This is a genomic window from Enterobacter cloacae complex sp. P38RS (genome assembly GCF_014930775.1).
In the GTDB taxonomy this organism is placed as follows: Bacteria; Pseudomonadota; Gammaproteobacteria; order Enterobacterales; family Enterobacteriaceae; genus Enterobacter; species Enterobacter bugandensis.
Window position 1 is genome coordinate 234,869 of the sequence record NZ_JADBRS010000005.1, and the last position, 21,537, is coordinate 256,405.

Annotated in this window: 18 protein-coding genes and 5 tRNA genes; 15 read left to right on the forward strand and 8 right to left on the reverse strand. The window is 56.1% G+C overall.

What is annotated here, in order from left to right; all coding sequences use genetic code 11:
* Nucleotides 1-11 precede the first annotated feature (11 nt).
* The 5 genes from IM303_RS09885 to IM303_RS09905 form a co-directional block, all read right to left on the reverse strand.
* The gene (locus tag IM303_RS09885; RefSeq protein WP_047366951.1) at nucleotides 12-1,292 is read right to left on the reverse strand and encodes an MFS transporter; all 1,281 of its coding nucleotides are present in this window, start codon (nucleotides 1,290-1,292) and stop codon (nucleotides 12-14) included.
* 117 nt (nucleotides 1,293-1,409) lie between these two features.
* A complete protein-coding gene (locus IM303_RS09890; protein WP_193359861.1) occupies nucleotides 1,410-2,348 on the reverse strand; it encodes a sugar kinase in 939 nt (312 codons plus the stop codon).
* 3 nt (nucleotides 2,349-2,351) lie between these two features.
* Nucleotides 2,352-3,101: a sugar phosphate isomerase/epimerase gene (locus IM303_RS09895; RefSeq protein ID WP_047363373.1), complete on the reverse strand. Its 750-nt coding sequence runs from the start codon at nucleotides 3,099-3,101 to the stop codon at nucleotides 2,352-2,354.
* A 103-nt stretch (nucleotides 3,102-3,204) separates the two neighbouring features.
* Nucleotides 3,205-4,221: a LacI family DNA-binding transcriptional regulator gene (locus tag IM303_RS09900; RefSeq protein ID WP_192987342.1), complete on the reverse strand. Its 1,017-nt coding sequence runs from the start codon at nucleotides 4,219-4,221 to the stop codon at nucleotides 3,205-3,207.
* Nucleotides 4,222-4,335: 114 nt separating this feature from the next.
* Nucleotides 4,336-4,998, reverse strand: a complete 663-nt coding sequence (locus IM303_RS09905) for an OmpA family lipoprotein (RefSeq protein ID WP_008502762.1) — start codon at nucleotides 4,996-4,998, stop codon at nucleotides 4,336-4,338.
* A gap of 211 nt (nucleotides 4,999-5,209) precedes the next feature.
* Here IM303_RS09905 and IM303_RS09910 point away from each other — a divergent pair, with 211 nt between their 5' ends.
* Entirely contained in the window at nucleotides 5,210-7,489 is a 2,280-nt protein-coding gene (locus IM303_RS09910) for a molybdopterin guanine dinucleotide-containing S/N-oxide reductase (RefSeq protein WP_248111291.1), read from the forward strand.
* Here the strand turns inward: IM303_RS09910 and IM303_RS09915 are convergent.
* Nucleotides 7,452-7,898, reverse strand: a complete 447-nt coding sequence (locus IM303_RS09915) for an N-acetyltransferase (protein ID WP_041911602.1) — start codon at nucleotides 7,896-7,898, stop codon at nucleotides 7,452-7,454. The genes IM303_RS09910 and IM303_RS09915 overlap by 38 nt on opposite strands.
* The gene (gene tag / locus IM303_RS09920; RefSeq protein WP_028015087.1) at nucleotides 7,876-8,457 is read right to left on the reverse strand and encodes a DNA-3-methyladenine glycosylase I; all 582 of its coding nucleotides are present in this window, start codon (nucleotides 8,455-8,457) and stop codon (nucleotides 7,876-7,878) included. Before tag ends, IM303_RS09915 begins: the two co-directional genes overlap by 23 nt.
* Before the next feature lie 160 nt (nucleotides 8,458-8,617).
* Between tag and IM303_RS09925 the strand changes: the two genes are divergently transcribed.
* From IM303_RS09925 to dppF, 9 genes are all read left to right on the forward strand, one after another.
* The gene (locus IM303_RS09925; RefSeq protein WP_192971796.1) at nucleotides 8,618-9,160 is read left to right on the forward strand and encodes a lipase; all 543 of its coding nucleotides are present in this window, start codon (nucleotides 8,618-8,620) and stop codon (nucleotides 9,158-9,160) included.
* Between the two features lie 236 nt (nucleotides 9,161-9,396).
* Nucleotides 9,397-10,599 carry an MFS transporter gene (locus IM303_RS09930; RefSeq protein WP_041911599.1) on the forward strand — a complete coding sequence of 401 codons (1,203 nt, stop codon included), beginning with the start codon at nucleotides 9,397-9,399 and terminating at the stop codon, nucleotides 10,597-10,599.
* A 237-nt stretch (nucleotides 10,600-10,836) separates the two neighbouring features.
* Nucleotides 10,837-12,531, forward strand: a complete 1,695-nt coding sequence (gene eptB / locus IM303_RS09935) for a kdo(2)-lipid A phosphoethanolamine 7''-transferase (protein WP_028015090.1) — start codon at nucleotides 10,837-10,839, stop codon at nucleotides 12,529-12,531.
* A 91-nt stretch (nucleotides 12,532-12,622) separates the two neighbouring features.
* Nucleotides 12,623-12,699: transfer RNA gene (locus IM303_RS09940), tRNA-Pro, on the forward strand.
* 620 nt (nucleotides 12,700-13,319) lie between these two features.
* The gene (dppA, locus tag IM303_RS09945) at nucleotides 13,320-14,927 is read left to right on the forward strand and encodes a dipeptide ABC transporter periplasmic-binding protein DppA (RefSeq protein ID WP_028015091.1); all 1,608 of its coding nucleotides are present in this window, start codon (nucleotides 13,320-13,322) and stop codon (nucleotides 14,925-14,927) included.
* A 177-nt stretch (nucleotides 14,928-15,104) separates the two neighbouring features.
* Nucleotides 15,105-16,124: a dipeptide ABC transporter permease DppB gene (gene dppB / locus IM303_RS09950; protein WP_028015092.1), complete on the forward strand. Its 1,020-nt coding sequence runs from the start codon at nucleotides 15,105-15,107 to the stop codon at nucleotides 16,122-16,124.
* 9 nt (nucleotides 16,125-16,133) lie between these two features.
* Entirely contained in the window at nucleotides 16,134-17,036 is a 903-nt protein-coding gene (dppC, locus tag IM303_RS09955; protein ID WP_028015093.1) for a dipeptide ABC transporter permease DppC, read from the forward strand.
* Nucleotides 17,037-17,046: 10 nt separating this feature from the next.
* Nucleotides 17,047-18,030, forward strand: coding sequence for a dipeptide ABC transporter ATP-binding protein (gene dppD, locus IM303_RS09960; RefSeq protein WP_041911597.1), 984 nt, complete (start codon nucleotides 17,047-17,049; stop codon nucleotides 18,028-18,030).
* Entirely contained in the window at nucleotides 18,027-19,040 is a 1,014-nt protein-coding gene (dppF, locus tag IM303_RS09965; RefSeq protein WP_048960888.1) for a dipeptide ABC transporter ATP-binding subunit DppF, read from the forward strand. Before dppD ends, dppF begins: the two co-directional genes overlap by 4 nt.
* Before the next feature lie 44 nt (nucleotides 19,041-19,084).
* On the opposite strand, the gene coaA is transcribed toward dppF, so the two are convergent.
* Nucleotides 19,085-20,035, reverse strand: coding sequence for a type I pantothenate kinase (coaA, locus tag IM303_RS09970; RefSeq protein ID WP_032644951.1), 951 nt, complete (start codon nucleotides 20,033-20,035; stop codon nucleotides 19,085-19,087).
* Nucleotides 20,036-20,352: 317 nt separating this feature from the next.
* On the opposite strand from coaA, the gene IM303_RS09975 reads away from it, so the two are divergent.
* The 5 genes from IM303_RS09975 to IM303_RS09995 form a co-directional block, all read left to right on the forward strand.
* Nucleotides 20,353-20,428 (forward strand) — tRNA-Thr (locus IM303_RS09975).
* Nucleotides 20,429-20,436: 8 nt separating this feature from the next.
* Nucleotides 20,437-20,521 (forward strand) — tRNA-Tyr (locus IM303_RS09980).
* 117 nt (nucleotides 20,522-20,638) lie between these two features.
* A tRNA-Gly gene (locus IM303_RS09985) sits at nucleotides 20,639-20,713 on the forward strand.
* Nucleotides 20,714-20,719: 6 nt separating this feature from the next.
* A tRNA-Thr gene (locus IM303_RS09990) sits at nucleotides 20,720-20,795 on the forward strand.
* Between the two features lie 118 nt (nucleotides 20,796-20,913).
* Nucleotides 20,914-21,537, forward strand: a 624-nt coding sequence (locus tag IM303_RS09995; RefSeq protein ID WP_193359862.1) for a GTP-binding protein, incomplete at its 3' end; no start/stop codon positions are given.

Genomic DNA, 21,537 nt, shown 5'->3' on the forward strand with positions numbered 1-21,537 from the left:
TTTTTAAGGGTTCAGGCGTGGCGTGCGCCGACGAGGTGCTGTTGATTATTAGCAGGCTTAACAATCAAAGTAAGCCACACGGAGGCGAAAAGCGCTACCCCCATAAAGATGTACGACGCGGATGGGCTGCCGGTCACACCGTTCAGATAGCCGACGAACCAGGATCCGCAGAACGACCCCAGCGCGCCCATACTGTTTATCAATGCCATTGCACCACCCGCGACGTTACGCGGCAGCATTTCCGGGATGATGGCAAAAAACGGACCGTACGGGGCGTACATGGCGGCACCGGCAACCACCAGCAGGGTATAAGAGGCCCAGAAGTGATTCGCGCCCACCGCCCAAGAGCCGATGAAGGCGAAAGCGGCAATCAGCAGCAGCGGCCAGACAAACAGCTTGCGGTTTTGCAGCTTGTCCGACGCCCAGGAGACAACGATCATCGCGATGGTCGCCGCGAGATACGGTACGGAAGAGAGCCAGCCCACTTCCACCATGCCAAGGTTCTCGCCGCCGCTGCGGATAATCGACGGCAGCCACAGCACAAACCCGTACACGCCGATACTCCAGGTAAAGTACTGCGCGCAGAGCAGGATAACGTTGCGGGAGCGGAACGCTTCGCCGTAGTTGCGTACCGCCTTCAGCCCCTGCTGCTCTTTATCCAGTTGCGCCTGTAGCGCGGCTTTTTCATCTTCGGAAAGCCACTTCGCCTGGGCAGGCTTATCTTTTACCAGCACCCACCAGCAGAATGCCCAGATAATTGCGGGTACCCCTTCGATGATAAACATCTCGCGCCAGCCGAAGGACTGGATCAGGTAGCCGGAGACGACCGACATCCACAGTACGGTGACCGGGTTACCGAGGATCAGGAAGGTATTCGCGCGTGAACGTTCAGATTTGGTAAACCAGTTGCTTATGTAAATCAGCATCGCCGGCATGACCGCTGCCTCAACGACGCCGAGAATAAAGCGAATGGCGGCCAGGGCAGGAATATTGTTCACCACGCCGGTCAGTGACGCGCAGGCGCCCCACAGGATCAGACAGATGAAGATCAGCTTACGCACGCTGCGGCGTTCCGCGTAAATCGCGCCGGGGATCTGGAAGAAGAAGTAGCCCAGGAAGAAAAGGGCACCCAGCAGGGATGAAATACCTTTGGTGATGCCGAGGTCTTCGGTGATCCCCGCTGCGGATGCGAAACTGAAGTTGGCACGATCGAGGTACGCCAGGCTGTACGTGATAAACACGATTGGCATGATGTACCACCAGCGTTTTACTGCATTGGTCGAACTGTTCATAGGCTTGCCTCTGTTGTTGAGGTTGTTACCGCCGTTGTCTGTAGGGTACACGGTGGCTTAATTATTTGGTGTGGCATGCTGCCCTCACCCTGGCCCTCTCCCTGTGGGAGAGGGAATTTAAACGCCGAGCTCTGCTCGCGTTGGCAATCCTTCGCTGTCGCCCTGCACCTGAATCGCCAGCGAGCCAATCTTATTGCCCCGCGCGACGGCCTGCTGCAGCGGTTTGCCTTCCAGCAGGGCGCTAATGACGCCTACGGCAAAGCCATCGCCCGCGCCGACGGTGTCGACAACGTTCTCAACCTTCACCGCCGCGACCGCGCCCTGTTCGCCGTCTGCCGTTTTGAACCATGCACCATCGGCACCGGTCTTCAGCACCACCGCTTTTACCCCTTGATTCAGATAGAAATCAGCAATGCCTTCCGGCGTATTTTCACCCGTCAGAATCATCCCCTCTTTCAGGCCCGGCAGAACCCAGTCAGCCTGGAACGCCAGGCGGTTCAGCTTCTCGACCATTTCCGCTTCGCTTTTCCACAGCACCGGGCGCAAATTCGGATCGAAAGAGATCGTTTTGCCCAGCGACTTCATGGTCGTTGCCACATGGTCCAGCAGTTCATAGGAACTGTCAGAGAGCGCCGCCGCCACGCCGCTCAGGTGCAGATGGCGCGCGGAGGCAAAATAGCCGGCGTGGTAATCTTCCGTTGAGAGATGGCTTGCCGCCGAACCTTTGCGGAAATACTCCACGATGGGATCGGTTCCATTTTCGACTTTAGATTTAAGCTGAAAGCCGGTAGGAAAGCGTCCGTCCAGGGTGACGCCTGCGGCATCAATATTCTCTTTTTTCAGCGAGTCGAGAACGAAATGGCCAAAGCTGTCATCCCCCACGCGGCTGACCCAGCCGACGTTCAGACCGAGACGCGCCAGGCCGGTCGCGACGTTCAGCTCTGCGCCCGCTACGCGTTTGATAAAGTGCTCTACCGCGCTCAGTTCGCCCGTTTCGGTCGCGACAAACATCGCCATAGCCTCGCCGATCGTGATGGCATCCAGCGTTTTGTGCATGATTTACTCCTCGCGCAGCAGGTTGACATAATGACGGGTAACGGCGGTTAAATCCGCCCCTTCCAGCGGGAACTCAATACCGCGCGGAGCATCTGCAGGCAGCTGGCCGAGCAGATCCAGCCAGCGCGCGTCTGCGCGGTCCGGCGCCACGGCGCGGAAGTTATCTTTATGCGGCACTGCGGCTTTAACGTGGATATAGCTCACCGCAGGGGCCAGGTGACGCGCGGCCTCTTCGGGAGAGTCGCCGACCCACAGCCAGTTGCCCATGTCGAAGGTCAGCGTGACGGGCAACGCCATTTCCCGACAGGCGGCCTGGAAGCGCCGCATGGGCGCGAGCTGCCCGCAGTCGGTCTGATCGTTCTCCACAACAAGCGCCATACCGCTGGCATTCAGCAGGGCGCGCAGGGCGTCGAGAGGCTGTGTGTCGCTGAAATGGCCGAGGGAAACCTTCAGCCACAGGGCGTTAAGAGTGTTGGCCTCAGAGAGATAGCGGGGCAGGTCCGGGTTAAGGGTGCCGTCGGCCATAAACAGGGCGGCGGGCGCGGAGTAGCACGCCAGCAGACCCATTAGCTCGATGGATTCGCTCAGTGCAGGCAGCGCCAGCAGCTCTTCGCTGTTAAACAGTTCGCGGCGGATCTCCACGCCGTCTGCCCCTGCGCCTGCAATAACGGGGAGCATCGCCCGCTGACCGCCTGCCTGTCGCACCTGTTCCGCGCCATACGCGGCGGTGACCACCATGATTTTCCTGCCCATCTTCGGACTCCATCGCAACATATCAATACTATTACGCTAGATGGAACCGGTTCCAAAGAAAAGATCAGGATGTCGAATTTATGATCGCTATCACAAGGGGGAATTAACGGGCGGTGGAGCCGCGAACGATCAGCTCGCCGGAGAAGACCTGCTCGCGTACGGCATCGCGGGTGCCTTCAATACGACGAATCACTTGTTCTACAGCGGCATAGCCAATCTGCCAGGTGGGTTGTTTAAGGGTCGTAATACCCACGCCAGCCAGCTCCGCCCACTCCAGCTCATCAAAGCCCAGCAGACCGATATCGCTGCCCCAGTGCAGGCCAATGCGCTTGAGCGAGCGGGCGACCTGAAGCGTCAGCGCCCCGTTGGCGGAGATAACGGCTTTGCGCATCCCGCGATGGCGGGTATGGAACTGGCGCAGGGTGTTGTCGATCTGGTCGGCTTCGTGAAGCGGCGTTTCGGCATTTTCGGCGATCGTACCGGGATAACGCGCAAGCGTGGCGCGAAATGCCGCCAGGCGGTCGCGTCGGGTATTTACCATGCCCAGCGGTTCGCTCAGGAAAAGAATCGCTTCGAAGCCCTGTTCGATCAGGTGCTCGGTCGCGGTTGTGGCTGCCTGGGTGTTATCCAGCCCGACGACATCGCAGGCGAATTCCGGGATTTTACGGTCGATGAGGACCATGGGCAGGGAGGACTGCTGCAGGCGGTTCAGGCCCTCTTCACGCATGCCTACTGCGTTAACCACAATCCCTTCCACCTGGTAGCTGCGCAGCAGATCGAGGTAGTGCAGCTCCTGGTCGACTTCGTTGTTGGTATTACAGACCAGCGGCGTGAAGCCCTTCTCGCGGCAGGCGGCCTCGATACCGCTGAGGACGTTGACGGAGTAGGGGTTGGTGATATCGGCGATAATAAGGCCGATCAAACGGGTGCGACCGCGTTTGAGCCCGCGCGCCATCAGGCTGGGACGATAGTCGAGATCGGCAATGGCCTGTTCAATACGCGCCAGCAATGCGTCGGACAGCAGATGTTTCTCGCCGTTGAGGTAGCGCGAAATGCTGGTTTTACCGGTTTTGGCGGCTTTCGCCACGTCGCTGATGGTGGCCCGGGCTGGTTTGCTCATCGCTGATTTCCCTGAATTTAGTGAGAATACCTTAGCGGGAAAATCAACGATGGCAAGTGGTTCATGCCGGGGTGTGCGGTCTGTTGCCCTCACCCCGGCCCTCTCCCTCGGGGATTACTGAATCGGACTCAACGTAATCTCTACGCGACGGTTTTGCGCTTTACCTTCCGCCGTGCTGTTGCTGGCGATAGGGTTGGCAGGGCCCATGCCGCTGGTGCGGATGCGGTTTGCTTCAACGCCCTGGGTTATCAGGGAGCTGGCCACGGAATCGGCACGCTGCTGAGACAGACGCATGTTCAGATCCTGGCTGCCGGTGCTGTCGGTGTAGCCAATCACGTTCACGGCGGTCTTGTTGTACTCTTTCAGCACCATCGCCACGCCGGTCAGGGTGTTCGCGCCCGCAGGTTTCAGCGTGGCGCTGCTGCTGTCAAAGGTCACGTTGTTCGGCATGTTCAGGATGATGTTATCGCCGCTGCGGGTGACGCTCACGCCGGTTCCCTTCATTTTGTCGCGCAGTTTCGCTTCCTGCACGTCCATGTAATAACCGACGCCGCCGCCCAGCGCCGCACCTGCCGCTGCGCCAATCAGCGCACCTTTGCCGCGGTCTTTCTTGGAGGAGGAGAGTGCCCCAACGCCTGCGCCGACCAGCGAGCCGATACCTGCGCCAATGCCGGATTTACCCGCTTCGCGCTCACCGGTGTAAGGGTTGGTTGTGCAGCCAGAAACAGCCAGTGCACCGCTCACCAGAGCGGCAATAACGAGTACGCGTTTTTTCATCTTCTTTCCTTAATCCTTTTTATTCTTTGCCACGGCGAGCGTGGCAGTTGATTATGACGTCCAGATACGGAGAAAATTCCGGGTATAACTCTGAAATTTGTGACAAACCATAAACGACCTCAACGAGAAGGCCGTAAACCTGCACGCAACCAGGAGCGCACGCTTGAGCACCTCAACAAAAACCATTCTGACCGCCGCCCACTGGGGGCCGATGCTGGTCGAAACCGATGGCGAAAATGTTCTGTCGTCCCGTGGGGCACTGCCAACACAACATCCCAATTCGTTACAGACCGTCGTACGCGATCAGGTGCACAGCAAAACGCGCGTGCGCTGGCCGATGGTGCGCAAAGGTTTTCTGGCCTCGCCGGATAAGCCGCAGGGGATCCGTGGTCAGGATGAGTTTGTTCGCGTGAGCTGGGACGATGCGCTGGCGCTGATCCATACGCAGCATAAGCGCATTCGCGACAGCTATGGCCCATCGTCCATTTTTGCCGGCTCCTATGGCTGGCGCTCGAACGGCGTGCTGCACAAGGCCTCGACCCTGCTGCAGCGCTACATGAGCCTGGCCGGGGGCTATACCGGTCATCTCGGGGATTACTCCACCGGTGCGGCGCAGGCGATCATGCCATACGTCGTGGGAGGAAACGAAGTGTACCAGCAGCAGACCAGCTGGCCGCTGGTGCTGCAGCACACCGACGTGGTGGTGCTGTGGAGCGCCAACCCGCTGAACACGCTGAAAATTGCCTGGAATGCCAGCGACGAGCAGGGGATGGGGTATTTCGACGCGCTGCGCAAAAGCGGCAAACGCATCATCTGCATTGATCCGATGCGTTCTGAAACCATGGACTTCTTCGGCGACTGCGCCGAGTGGATTGCTCCGCATATGGGCACCGACGTGGCGATGATGCTGGGTATCGCCCATACGCTGGTGGAGAACGGCTGGCACGACCGCGATTTCCTCGCCCGGTGCACCTCCGGCTTCGACAAATTCGCCGACTACCTGACGGGCCAATCTGATGGGGTAGTGAAAACGGCAGAGTGGGCCGCGGAAATTTGTGGCGTTCCAGCCGCTAAAATCCGCGAACTGGCGGCACTGTTCCATAAAAATACCACGATGTTAATGTCCGGCTGGGGGATGCAGCGCCAGCAGTTTGGCGAGCAGAAACACTGGATGCTGGTGACCCTTGCCGCGATGCTAGGACAGATTGGTACGCCGGGCGGCGGTTTTGGTCTTTCCTATCATTTTGCGAACGGCGGTAACCCAACGCGTAAAGCGGCGGTGCTGGCGTCCCTGCAAGGCTCGGTGCAGGGCGGCGTGGATGCCGTGGATAAAATCCCGGTGGCGCGAATCGTTGAAGCCCTGGAAAACCCGGGCGGTTTTTATCAGCATAACGGTCTGGACCGCCACTTCCCGGACATTAAGTTTGTCTGGTGGGCGGGCGGGGCAAACTTCACGCACCATCAGGATACCAATCGCCTGATCCGCGCCTGGCAAAAGCCGGAGCTGGTGGTGATTTCCGAGTGCTTCTGGACCGCCTCGGCCAAACATGCCGATATCGTGCTGCCGGCGACCACGTCGTTTGAGCGTAACGATCTCACCATGACCGGCGATTACAGCAACCAGCATATGGTGCCGATGAAGCGCGTGGTGGCCCCGCGTGATGAAGCGCGTGATGATTTTGACGTGTTTGCTGAACTGAGCGAGCTCTGGGAAGCGGGCGGTCGCGAACGCTTTACCGAAGGGAAAAATGACCTTCAGTGGCTGGAGAGTTTCTACCAGATCGCCGGACAGCGTGGTGCGGCGCAGGGCGTGACGCTTCCGCCATTTGCTGAATTCTGGGAGGCGAACCAGATTCTCGAAATGCCGGAAAGCGAACAGAACGCCCGATTTGTCCGTTTCGCCGATTTCCGTCGCGACCCGGAAAACCATCCGCTGAAAACCGAGAGCGGCAAGATTGTGATCTACAGCGAGCGCATCGCCAGCTTTGGATATGCCGATTGTCCGCCACACCCTTCGTGGCTGGAGCCGGACGAGTGGCACGGCAACGCTCAGCCGGCGCAGCTGCAGGTGCTGTCTGCCCATCCGGCGCATCGTCTGCACAGTCAGCTTAACTACACCTCTCTGCGCGAGCAGTATGCGGTCGCCGGGCGGGAGCCAATTACGCTGAATACTTTAGACGCCAAAGCGCGTGGGATTGCGGACGGTGACGTGGTGCGCGTCTGGAACCAGCGTGGACAGGTGCTGGCAGGGGCGGTGGTCAGCGACGGGATTAAGCCAGGCGTGATCTGTATTCATCAGGGAGCCTGGCCCGACCTTGAGCCCACCGAAGGTGGGATCTGTAAAAACGGGGCGGTTAACGTGCTGACCAAAGATCTCCCCAGCTCGAAGCTGGGGAATGGTTGCGCAGGGAACACGGCGCTGGCCTGGGTCGAGAAATATGAGGGGCCCGAGCTTACCTTAACGGCGTTTGATCCGCCTGCCAGCTCATGATCCATGTCGGGTGTTGGGTGTCATCCTGCCAGGCGCTGTCTTCAATGCGAAAGCCCTGAGCATGGTAGAAATTCACCGCCCGGACGTTTTTCTGATACACCTCCAGGGTTAAGTGCGGGAAGCGCTGTTGAACATGGTTCAGCAGCGCGCGCCCGATGCCTTTTCCGATATACGCTGGCGTAACGAACAGCGCCCCCACAAACTGCGACTGTATGACGCTGATAAAACCGCGCGGCGTGCCGTTCTCCTCCCAGACCCAGGTTTCGGCGGCGGGAAGGTATTCATCCCGCACCAGCGCTTCGTTCGCTTTCCAGTAGGCGGCGTCGATAAACGGATGCGCCTCGGTGGTGCTCTCAAGCCACAGTCTCAGGAGCTGAGCGGTATTCTCACTGTGCCATTTGCGGATCATGGTTGCCCTCCGGGTGGCAGATGCAGCCCGTAATATGGTCATTGACCAGCCCGCAGGCTTGCATAAAGGAGTAACAGATGGTGGTGCCCACAAACTTGAAGCCGCGTTTTTTCAGCGCTTTCGACAGGGCATCCGAGGCAGGGGTCGAGGTTGGGATCTCTGCAAGCGTGGCGGCCCGCGTCACCTTCGGCTCGTTATCCACAAACGACCAGACAAATGCTGAGAAGGGTTCGCCGTTTTGCTCCATCGCCAGATAAGCCCTCGCGTTACCGATAATGGCCTGAATTTTACCGCGATGGCGGATGATACCGGGATTCAGAACCAGCCTTTCCACGTCGTCGTCGGTCATGGCGGCCACCGCAGCCGGATTGAACCGGTGGAAGGCATTGCGGTAGTTCTCACGCTTTTTCAGAACGGTGATCCACGACAGACCGGCCTGCTGGCCTTCAAGGCAAATCATTTCAAACAGTTTTTCACCGTCGGTTTCCGGTACGCCCCATTCCTTGTCGTGATAATCGATATAAAGCTGATCCTGGCTTACCCAACCGCAACGTTGCATAGGTCATCTCCCTTCCTGATACGATAAACGCAAAAATTTCAATCTGCCCGGCTTGACGTGTCTGCTAAAGAGACAATAGTTAATACAGGGCTATATGCCCTAATACCTCTTCGAACAATGACATATATCGCCGAACTCGGCTCTTTCTGGAGTCGCTTTGATGATGATAAAAAAAATCAGTGGTCGCCATGCTGCTTCTGGCCTGGTGGGCGTTTCAGCCTGCCTGCTTATATGTAACACCGTTTTTGCGTGGCAACAGGAATATATCGTTTCAGATGCACAAAGTAATACGACAGAACGCTATACATGGGACGCCGATCACCAACCTCGTTATGAAGATATTCTCGCGGAGCGTATTAACCATTCGCAGAATGCTGCGGGCTTTTCGCTGAACGACCCATCCGGTTCGGATGCGGAAACCGTTCTGAGCGTTGGCTGGAATTTTCCCGTGGCGGGGCATATCACAACCGGGCCGGTCATGGCGTGGCGCACAGAGGGCACTCCACCCTCAACGGTAAATACGTTTAGTGATACAACCACCGCGCAGTCGCTTACCGAACCCCTCTGGCATGCCAGCGTGAACTCGCTGGGGTGGCGTGTTGATACCCAGTACGGCGATTTACACCCCTGGGCGAAGATCAGCTACAACCAGCAGTCGGAAGAAGAATATTTGTATACCCTGGGCTTAAGCGCCAAATTTTAGGGTTGTTACTTTTTTAAACGCTGCGGTAACATATTTAATACAATAACGGCGAGGGGTGTGGTGATAGTGGTCACTCACCTTTAAACGTTTTCTTCTCTGGCAAGGTCGTTCATTCCCGCTTCCAGGCATTTCATTCCGTTTCTCCTGCATTTCATGCCGTTTTACCCCTGGCGTTTAGGGGTTTTGTTTATCGTGTCCTCAGCGAATTTCCTTAATTTCTCTTGCAGGATACTGCCATGAACACCTCAACCTATAACCGCACGCGCTGGCTGACGCTATTCGGCACCATCATTACCCAGTTCGCACTGGGTTCGGTCTATACCTGGAGTCTGTTTAACAGCGCCTTGTCTGATAAGCTCGGCGCGCCGATAAGCCAGGTGGCATTCTCTTTCGGCTTGCTGAGTCTTGGATTAGCGATTTCCTCTTCCGTGGCGGGCAAACTTCAGGAACGCTTCGGCGTGAAGCGCGTGACCATGGCCTCCGGCATTCTGCTGGGCCTGGGCTTTTTCCTGACGGCGCATTCCAGCAACCTGATGATGCTGTGGCTGAGCGCCGGCGTGCTGGTGGGGCTGGCGGACGGCGCAGGTTACCTGCTGACGCTGTCGAACTGCGTGAAGTGGTTCCCGGAGCGTAAAGGCTTGATCTCCGCGTTTGCTATCGGCTCCTATGGCCTGGGCAGCCTTGGCTTTAAATTTATCGACTCTCAACTGCTGGCGTCCGTTGGCCTCGAAAAAACGTTCATGATCTGGGGGGCAATTGTCCTGGTGATGATTCTGTTTGGCGCCACGCTGATGAAAGATGCCCCGCAGCAGGAAGTGAAAACCGTTAACGGCGTGGTGGAGAATGATTTCACCCTCGCGCAGTCCATGCGTAAACCGCAGTACTGGATGCTGGCGGTGATGTTCCTGACGGCCTGCATGAGCGGTCTGTATGTCATCGGTGTGGCAAAGGATATCGCGCAGGGGATGGTAAAACTGGATGCCGCGACGGCGGCGAATGCGGTGACGGTCATCTCCATTGCTAACCTCTCGGGTCGTCTGGTGCTCGGTATCCTGTCTGACAAAATCGCCCGCATCCGCGTGATTACGCTGGGGCAGGTCATCTCTCTGGTAGGCATGGCGGCGCTGCTGTTTGCACCGCTGAACGAGGCGACCTTCTTTGCGGCGATTGCCTGCGTCGCCTTTAACTTCGGCGGCACCATTACCGTTTTCCCGTCGCTGGTGAGCGAGTTCTTTGGCCTCAACAATCTGGCGAAAAACTACGGCGTCATTTATCTCGGCTTCGGTATCGGCAGTATCTGCGGGTCGCTGATTGCCTCGCTGTTCGGTGGCTTCTACGTAACCTTCTGCGTGATATTTGCCTTGCTGATTATCTCGCTGGCGCTGTCCACAACGATTCGTCAGCCGCAGCGCGAGGTGTATAAAGAAGCGCATGCATGATTCGATGAAAAGGGGCCTCAGGGCCTCTTTTTTTATCTCAACATCACTTTCGGACTTGTTATTTTGTAAAAAATTTCCTCGATCACACTCTCTGCTGCCACTTTTCTTTCCCGCTGTGGTCTACTTATCGCGCTTGTAGACGTTTCTGATAACGGTTTCGCTCGCATCTACTTACTCTGTCAGCTTTCTCACTGAGATTCGGCGGATCTTTATACCCCTTCCCCCAGGGTTGTTTGCATGAAATATATTAGGTCTCTTACCCAGCAAAGATTGTGTCTGATGCTGGCTGTCTATATCGGTTTGTTTCTGAATGGCGCGGTACTGTTCAGACGTGTGGAAGGTTATTTCGAACACCTCAGCGTAAGAAATGGAATTTTTGCCGTCATTGAAGTGTTTGGCTCTATCCTGGCAACCTTCTTCCTGTTACGCCTGCTCTCACTTTTTGGCCGACGTACATGGCAAATTCTGGCCTCGCTGGTGGTGATTATCTCTGCCGCCGCAAGCTATTACATGACATTCATGAACGTGGTCATTGGCTACGGTATTGTCGCCTCGGTGATGACCACGGACATCGACCTCTCGAAAGAGGTGGTGGGTCAAGGGTTCATCATATGGACGATTTTGACCTGCCTGATCCCGCTCTTCTTTATCTGGAGTAATACCTGCCGTTATACCCTGTTACGCCAGCTGCGTACCCGGGGACAGCGTATCCGCAACGTCGCCGTCGTTCTGCTGGCGGGCCTGCTGGTGTGGGCGCCGATTCGCCTGATGGAAAAACAGCAAAAACGGATCGAAAAAGCGACGGGTGTGGATATGCCGAGCTATGGCGGCGTGGTGGCTAACTCGTATCTGCCGTCCAACTGGCTGTCCGCGTTAGGTCTTTACGCCTGGGCACAGGCGGACGAATCCAGCGATGTGAAATCGCTGATTAACCCGACCAAAAAGTTCACCTACCAGGCGCCGGCTGACGGGCTGGATGATACTTACGTAGTCTTTGTCATCGGTGAAACGACGCGCTGGGATCATATGGGTATCCTCGGTTATGACCGCGATACCACGCCGAAACTGGCGCAGGAGAAGAATCTGGTGGCTTACCGCGGCTATTCCTGCGATACCGCCACGAAGCTCTCGTTGCGCTGTATGTTTGTGCGTGAAGGCGGGGCGAGCGATAACCCGCAGCGTACCCTCAAAGAGCAAAACGTCTTTGCCGTGCTGAAGCAGCTTGGATTTAGCTCCGATCTGTTCGCCATGCAAAGTGAGATGTGGTTCTACACCAACACGCTGGCAGATAACATCGCGTATCGTGAGCAGATAGGTGCCGAGCCTCGCAACCGCGGGAAAAACGTTGACGACATGCTGCTGCTTGAGGAGATGTCCCAGTCTCTGAAGAATCACCCGCAGGGCAAACATCTCGTCATTCTGCATACCAAAGGGTCGCATTACAGTTATTACCAGCGTTACACGCGTGATTTCGCGAAATGGCAGCCTGAGTGCGTAGGCATTAATAAAGACTGCAGCAAGCAGGAGCTGATCAACGCCTACGATAACTCCGTTCTGTATGTGGATACCTTCCTGAGCCGCGTGATTGACCAGCTGCGTGATAAAAAAGCGATTGTTATCTACGCCGCAGACCACGGTGAGTCCATTAATGAGAAAGAGCACCTGCACGGTACGCCGCGCAAGCTGGCACCGCCGGAGCAGTTCCGCGTGCCGATGATCATGTGGATGTCGGATAAGTATCTTGAAAATCCGGAGAAAGCGAAGATGTTTGCGCAGCTTAAGAAAGAGGCGGAAATGAAGGTGCCGCGCCGTCACGTTGAGCTGTACGACACCATTATGGGTTGCCTCGGCTATACCTCACCGAACGGTGGGATTAACGAAAACAACAACTGGTGTAAACTCCCTGATAACACCGCAAAAGCCGCGCAGTAGCTGCTCTGGCGAGAATATCGCCAGTTGAATGGCTTTTTGAAAATAAGGGATTGACGGGGGCGCACCTCAGCAGTAAGATGCGCTCCGCATTCGGCGAGTAGCGCAGCTTGGTAGCGCAACTGGTTTGGGACCAGTGGGTCGGAGGTTCGAATCCTCTCTCGCCGACCACATTCTGAAAAGGGCTAACCGCAAGGTTAGCCCTTTTTGCATTAACGGCTTACTTATCCTGATTCAGTAAAATGCCCCTTATCCCCGCTTCTTCCTGCCTGTTAACGATTTTGTGACATAATCCATTGTATTTTTTTATATATAGATTGATCTTTTTTCGCGTTGCTTATGGATAACCTCAGCATTTTTCGCTGTGCGTTTTAACGTTCGCGGTATTTAGTGCTCAGATAATCACCATTCTGCAAGAAAATTTACCCATTCTGAATAAAAGTTAATCACTGATTGTTGCGAAATATGAAGATATTTGTGCTGCAAGTTGGCGAGTAGCATAAATTTCCCTGCTGAAAACTGGCGTTCAGGGTTTTTTTAATCTTTGTTTGCGGTTTCTCACACTCGGCGCAAATCCCCGTCACCTGTATTGACGTTTTCACATTCTGTTGACAGATTGTAGGGCATGAGGGGCATTTCAGGGACGATCTGCGCTGCAACTCAAACGCTCTTCTGAAAGGATTCTCCATCCCTTTAACGCCTTCGGGCACCTCCGACCGGACCGGGTAAAAAATAAATAAAGGTCTGGCGGCGTAACACAACAAAGCAAAACATCACATTGGAGCAGAATAATGAGTATTTCCTTGAAGAAGTCAGGGATGCTGAAGCTTGGTCTGAGCCTGGTGGCTATGACCGTGGCAGCAAGCGTACAGGCAAAAACCCTGGTTTACTGTTCTGAAGGCTCGCCGGAAGGCTTTAACCCACAGCTCTTTACCTCTGGTACGACTTACGACGCAAGCTCTGTACCGATCTATAACCGTCTGGTTGAATTCAAAACCGGCACCACGGAAGTGATTCCGGGTCTGGCCGAGAAGTGGGACATCAGCGAAGACGGCAAAACCTATACCTTCCACCTGCGCCAGGGCGTGAAGTGGCAGGACAGCAAAGAATTCAAACCAACGCGCGACTTTAACGCCGACGACGTTGTGTTCTCCTTCGACCGTCAGAAAAACGCCCAGAACCCGTACCACAAAGTGTCTGGCGGCAGCTACGAATACTTCGAAGGGATGGGTCTGCCGGACCTGATCGCCGAAGTGAAAAAAGTAGACGATAAAACCGTTCAGTTCGTGCTGACCCGTCCGGAAGCGCCATTCCTGGCTGACCTGGCCATGGACTTCGCCTCTATTCTCTCTAAAGAGTATGCGGACAACATGCTGAAAGCCGGCACGCCGGAAAAAGTGGACCTGAACCCAATCGGTACCGGCCCGTTCCAGCTGCTGCAGTACCAGAAAGACTCCCGTATTCTGTATAAAGCCTTCCCGGGCTACTGGGGCACCAAGCCGCAGATCGACCGTCTGGTCTTCTCCATCACGCCTGACGCATCCGTACGTTACGCTAAACTGCAGAAAAATGAATGCCAGGTGATGCCGTACCCGAACCCGGCAGACATCGCGCGCATGAAGCAGGACAAGAACATCAACCTGATGGAGCAGGCGGGCCTGAACGTGGGCTATCTCTCCTTCAACACCGAGAAGAAACCGTTTGATGACGTGAAAGTACGTCAGGCGCTGACCTACGCGGTGAACAAAGAAGCGATCATCAAGGCCGTTTACCAGGGCGCGGGCGTTGCTGCCAAGAACCTGATCCCACCAACCATGTGGGGCTATAACGACGACGTTAAGGACTACAGTTACGATCCTGAGAAAGCGAAAGCGCTGCTGAAAGAAGCGGGCCAGGACAAAGGCTTTACCGTCGAGCTGTGGGCGATGCCGGTACAGCGTCCGTACAACCCGAACGCACGCCGTATGGCGGAAATGGTCCAGGCTGACTGGGCGAAAATTGGCGTTCAGGCCAAGATTGTGACCTACGAGTGGGGCGAGTATCTGAAGCGCGCCAAAGCGGGTGAGCACCAGGCGGTAATGATGGGCTGGACCGGTGACAACGGGGATCCGGACAACTTCTTCGCCACCCTGTTCAGCTGTGCGGCAGCGAAAGACGGCTCTAACTACTCTCGCTGGTGCTACAAGCCGTTTGAAGACCTGATCCAGCCGGCGCGTGCGACCGACGATCACAACAAACGTATTGAACTCTACAAGCAGGCTCAGGTTGTTATGCACGATCAGGCTCCGGCGCTGATTGTTGCTCACTCCACCGTGTATGAGCCAGTACGTAAAGAAGTGAAGGGCTACGTGGTTGATCCACTGGGCAAACACCACTTCGAAAACGTATCGGTTGAATAATTAAAAGCAACGCCAGGCGGCGTTGCGCTTGCACTGGCCTACGGTATGTAGGCCGGGTAAGCGTAGCGCCACCCGGCAGCAGTGCTTTATTGCCTCTCTGAAAGGGGAGGGAATAAGATTTGTGAGCAATACAGACGTCACGCCACTGGCCGTGCGTCATCAGAGAGAATCCGGGTTATGTTGCAGTTCATCCTCCGACGTCTGGGACTTGTTATCCCGACGTTTATCGGTATCACCCTTCTCACTTTTGCCTTCGTCCATATGATCCCCGGCGACCCGGTAATGATTATGGCGGGCGAGCGTGGTATCTCCCCTGAACGTCATGCGCAGCTGCTGGCTGAACTCGGCCTCGATAAGCCGATGTGGCAGCAGTACCTCCACTATATCTGGGGCGTGATGCACGGTGACTTAGGGATTTCGTTAAAAAGCCGTCTTCCGGTGTGGGACGAGTTCGTGCCGCGTTTTAAAGCGACGCTGGAGCTTGGCATCTGCGCCATGATTTTCGCCACTGCGGTGGGTATTCCTGTTGGGGTACTGGCTGCCGTTAAGCGTGGCTCTATTTTCGACCATACCGCCGTGGGTCTGGCGCTGACCGGTTACTCCATGCCTATCTTCTGGTGGGGCATGATGCTGATCATGCTGGTCTCGGTGCAATTGAACCTGACGCCGGTCTCCGGACGCGTCAGCGATATGGTCTTCCTTGATGATACCAATCCGTTAACCGGCTTTATGCTGATCGACACGGCCATCTGGGGCGAGGAGGGCAACTTCATTGATGCCGTTGCGCACATGATCCTGCCTGCCATGGTGCTGGGCACCATTCCTCTGGCGGTGATCGTGCGTATGACCCGTTCCTCCATGCTGGAAGTGCTGGGTGAAGATTACATCCGTACCGCGCGCGCCAAAGGTTTAACCCGCATGCGCGTCATCATCGTCCACGCGCTGCGTAACGCCATGCTGCCGGTGGTGACCGTTATCGGCCTCCAGGTGGGTACGCTGCTGGCGGGGGCGATCCTGACGGAAACCATCTTCTCCTGGCCGGGCCTCGGACGCTGGCTCATTGATGCGCTGCAACGCCGTGACTATCCGGTGGTGCAGGGTGGGGTGCTGCTGGTCGCGACGATGATTATCCTCGTCAACCTGCTGGTCGATTTGCTGTACGGCGTGGTGAACCCGCGTATTCGTCATAAGAAGTAAGGGGCCATCATGTCACAGGTTTCTGAAAACAAAGCTGTTGCTGCACCGGTTCCAATGACGCCGCTGCAGGAGTTCTGGCACTACTTCAAGCGCAATAAAGGCGCGGTAGTCGGGCTGGTGTATGTCGCTATCATGATCCTGATTGCGGTGTTTGCGAACTTTCTGGCGCCGTATAACCCGGCGGATCAGTTCCGCGATGCGCTGCTGGCACCTCCTGCCTGGCAGGACGGCGGTAGTCTGGCGCACCTGCTGGGTACCGATGATGTGGGCCGCGATGTGCTGTCGCGTCTGATGTACGGCGCGCGTTTGTCGCTGCTGGTTGGCTGTCTGGTGGTGGTGCTCTCCCTGATTATGGGGATCATCCTCGGCCTGGTTGCCGGTTACTTCGGCGGCATCGTTGATAACATCATTATGCGTATCGTCGACATCATGCTGGCACTGCCAAGCCTGCTGCTGGCTCTGGTGCTGGTGGCGATCTTCGGCCCGTCGATCGGTAACGCCGCCCTGGCGCTGACCTTCGTGGCGCTTCCTCACTACGTGCGATTAACACGCGCGGCGGTGCTGGTGGAAGTGAACCGCGACTACGTCACCGCCTCTCGCGTGGCGGGTGCCGGTGCGATGCGCCAGATGTTCGTTAATATCTTCCCTAACTGCCTTGCGCCGCTGATCGTTCAGGCGTCGCTCGGTTTCTCTAACGCCATTCTTGATATGGCCGCTCTTGGCTTCCTGGGCATGGGTGCGCAGCCGCCAACACCGGAGTGGGGCACCATGCTCTCCGACGTGTTGCAGTTCGCACAAAGCGCCTGGTGGGTTGTCACCTTCCCGGGTCTGGCAATCCTGCTGACGGTGCTGGCATTTAACCTGATGGGTGATGGCCTGCGTGATGCGCTTGATCCCAAACTGAAGCAGTAAGAGGCACGAGATGGCGTTATTAAATGTAGATAAATTATCGGTGCACTTCGGCGACGAAGGCACCCCGTTTCGCGCCGTGGACCGCATCAGCTACAGCGTCAACCAGGGCGAAGTGGTTGGTATCGTCGGGGAGTCCGGTTCCGGTAAGTCGGTGAGTTCACTGGCAATCATGGGGCTGATTGATTACCCGGGCCGCGTGATGGCGGAAAACCTGCAGTTCAACGGTCAGGACCTTAAGCGCATTTCTGAGAAACAGCGCCGCCAGCTGGTGGGCGCCGAAGTGGCGATGATCTTCCAGGACCCGATGACCAGCCTGAACCCGTGCTACACGGTCGGCTTCCAGATTATGGAAGCGATTAAGGTGCACCAGGGTGGTAACAAGAAAACCCGTCGCCAGCGCGCGATCGACCTGCTGAACCAGGTGGGTATTCCTGACCCGGCATCGCGGCTGGACGTATACCCGCACCAGCTTTCCGGTGGGATGAGCCAGCGCGTGATGATCGCCATGGCGATTGCCTGTCGACCAAAGCTGCTGATTGCGGATGAACCGACAACGGCGCTGGATGTGACCATCCAGGCGCAAATCATCGAGCTGCTGCTGGAGTTGCAACAGAAAGAGAACATGGCGCTGGTGCTGATTACGCACGATCTGGCGCTGGTGGCCGAAGCCGCACACAAGATCATCGTGATGTACGCGGGCCAGGTGGTTGAGACCGGAAATTCGCACGATATCTTCCGCGCGCCGCGTCATCCGTATACGCAGGCACTGCTGCGCGCGCTGCCGGAGTTTGCCCAGGACAAAGCGCGTCTGGCGTCGCTGCCGGGCGTGGTTCCGGGCAAATACGACCGTCCGCAGGGCTGTCTGCTTAATCCGCGCTGCCCGTATGCCACGGACAAATGCCGCGTTGAGGAGCCAGAGCTGAATCTGCTGGCCGACGGTCGACAGTCAAAATGCCACTACCCACTCGATGATGCCGGGAGGCCAACACTATGAGTACGCAACAGGCCACCACGCAGCAGCCGCTGTTGCAGGCCATCGACCTGAAAAAACACTACCCGGTGAAAAAGGGGATTTTTGCCCCCGAGCGCCTGGTGAAAGCGCTGGACGGCGTCTCCTTTAACCTCGAACGCGGTAAAACGCTGGCGGTGGTGGGGGAGTCAGGCTGCGGGAAATCGACGCTGGGCCGTCTGCTGACGATGATTGAAGTCCCGACCGGCGGTGAGCTTTATTATCAGGGCCAGGATCTGCTCAAGCACGATCCGCAGGCGCAGAAGCTGCGCCGCCAGAAAATCCAGATTGTGTTCCAGAATCCGTACGGTTCTTTGAACCCGCGTAAAAAAGTGGGACAGATCCTGGAAGAGCCCCTGCTGATTAACAGCAATCTGAGCAAAGAGCAGCGCCGTGAAAAAGCGCTGGCAATGATGGCGAAGGTCGGCCTCAAAACCGAGCATTACGATCGCTACCCGCACATGTTCTCCGGCGGCCAGCGTCAGCGTATCGCCATCGCCCGCGGGCTGATGCTCGATCCGGATGTGGTGATTGCCGATGAGCCGGTTTCGGCGCTCGACGTGTCCGTGCGCGCGCAGGTGCTGAACCTGATGATGGATCTCCAGCAGGATCTGGGGCTGTCTTATGTGTTCATCTCTCACGACCTGTCGGTGGTGGAGCATATTGCCGATGAAGTGATGGTGATGTATCTGGGGCGCTGCGTGGAGAAGGGGACCAAAGAGCAGATCTTTAATAATCCTCGTCATCCGTACACCCAGGCGCTGCTGTCTGCGACGCCGCGTCTGAACCCGGACGATCGTCGCGAGCGCATTAAGCTGACGGGTGAACTGCCAAGTCCGCTGAATCCGCCGCCGGGGTGTGCCTTCAACGCGCGCTGCAGCCGCCGCTTTGGCCCGTGCACCCAGCTTCAGCCGCAGCTGAAGGATTATGGCGGTCAGCTGGTCGCCTGCTTTGCGGTCGATCAGGATGAAAATGGCGAGAAGCCGCACGCATAACGAAAAAAAACCGGCGCTAAGCCGGTTTTTTTATGTCTGCCTGACTATTTTCGCAGGCGAATCTGGTCGACGGCGTGCTTCTCGCTCTTGGTGAGGATCAGGCTCGCACGCTCGCGCGTCGGGAGGATGTTCTCTTTGAGGTTCACGTAGTTGATCTCATTCCACAGCCCCCTGGCCACATTAATCGCCTCTTCTTCAGAAAGCTGGGCGTAGTGGTGGAAATAGGAGTCCGGGTCGGTGAATGCCCCTTCGCGGAACTTCAGGAAGCGGTTGATATACCAGTTCTGCAGCAGATCTTCCGGCGCATCAACATAAATAGAGAAATCGACGAAATCCGAAACGAATACATGATGCGGGTCATGAGGATAGTCCATGCCGCTTTGCAGCACGTTCAAACCTTCAAGGATCAGGATATCCGGCTGGACTACCGTTTTATCCCCATCCGGGATGCGGTCGTAAATCAGGTGTGAATAGACCGGCGCCGTGACGTGCGGCACGCCAGATTTCAGGTCAGAGACAAATTTTACCAGACGGTGCATATCATAAGAGAGCGGGAAGCCCTTCTTCTTCATCAGCCCGCGTTCTTTTAAGACCTCGTTCGGGTGCAGGAAGCCGTCGGTGGTGATCAACTCAACGCTGCGGTGTTCCGGCCAGCGGCTCAGCAGCGCCTGCAGCACGCGTGCGGTAGTGCTTTTACCCACGGCCACGCTGCCCGCAATACTAATGATATAAGGAATGCGCTGACCATTGGTTCCGAGGAACTGCTCCAGCACCGCCTGACGGCGCAGGTTGGAGCTGATATAGAAGTTAAGCAAGCGAGAGAGGGGGAGATAAATTTCTGCCACCTCTTCCAGGGACAGATCTTCGTTTATCCCTTTTAACCGTGCGATTTCACCTTCCGTCAGCGTCATAGGGACGGAATCACGCAGGGCAGCCCACTGGCTGCGGTTAAAGTGAAGATAAGGCGTCATTAACGTTTGCTCTTTTTTGCTCATAAGCATGCTTCAGTGAGCCAGCGCTATGCTGCCGGGACGTGGCTCATCACACAGTTAATTTTGGACAATGGGCAGGAGGTTAACACCAGATGGCGGGAATAATAAGAAAAAAGATGGAAAGCGCTGCGTTACGCGGAAGCCGTCACGCTACGGTGTATGCGATGTAAATCATGCCTGTATGTTGATTATTTGACCCGCAATGGCTACTTTTACATCGCTTAGCGCTGCGTTCGCATAAAATGTGAGCGAAAGAACGTTTTATGCAAATTTTTAGTTGCATGACCGCGCAGGTATCCATAGAATGCGCGCTACTTGATGCCGACTTAGCTCAGTAGGTAGAGCAACTGACTTGTAATCAGTAGGTCACCAGTTCGATTCCGGTAGTCGGCACCATCAAGTCCGGTGGGGTTCCCGAGCGGCCAAAGGGAGCAGACTGTAAATCTGCCGTCACAGACTTCGAAGGTTCGAATCCTTCCCCCACCACCACTTTCTGGCAGCGTAAATGCCGCCGGAGCTGGTTGGAAAAATTAGCCAGCTCAAACTGAAAAAGAGAGAAATCTCTTTTTTTGTTACAGAAAGAACTGGGTAGCCGAGTTTCAGGATGCGGGCATCGTATAATGGCTATTACCTCAGCCTTCCAAGCTGATGATGCGGGTTCGATTCCCGCTGCCCGCTCCAATACGTGCTGATATGGCTCAGTTGGTAGAGCGCACCCTTGGTAAGGGTGAGGTCCCCAGTTCGACTCTGGGTATCAGCACCACTTCACTTCTCCTTCCCGTTTCTCTCTGTTTCAATTTTACTGTATTCAACAATTCAGGCATTTCGCCTGGTTGATGTGGTGATATCACCGATTTATCCGTGTCTTAGAGGGACAATCGATGTCTAAAGAAAAGTTTGAACGTACAAAACCGCACGTTAACGTCGGTACTATCGGCCACGTTGACCATGGTAAAACAACGCTGACCGCTGCAATCACTACCGTTCTGGCTAAAACCTACGGTGGTTCTGCTCGTGCATTCGACCAGATCGATAACGCACCAGAAGAAAAAGCTCGTGGTATCACCATCAACACCTCTCACGTTGAGTACGACACCCCGACTCGCCACTACGCACACGTAGACTGCCCAGGCCACGCCGACTATGTTAAAAACATGATCACCGGTGCTGCGCAGATGGACGGCGCGATCCTGGTTGTTGCTGCGACTGACGGCCCAATGCCTCAGACTCGTGAGCACATCCTGCTGGGTCGTCAGGTAGGCGTTCCTTTCATCATCGTGTTCCTGAACAAATGCGACATGGTTGATGACGAAGAGCTGCTGGAACTGGTAGAGATGGAAGTTCGTGAACTGCTGTCTCAGTACGATTTCCCGGGCGACGACACTCCAATCGTTCGTGGTTCCGCGCTGAAAGCGCTGGAAGGCGACGCTGAGTGGGAAGCGAAAATCATCGAACTGGCTGGCTTCCTGGATTCTTACATCCCAGAACCAGAGCGTGCGATTGAC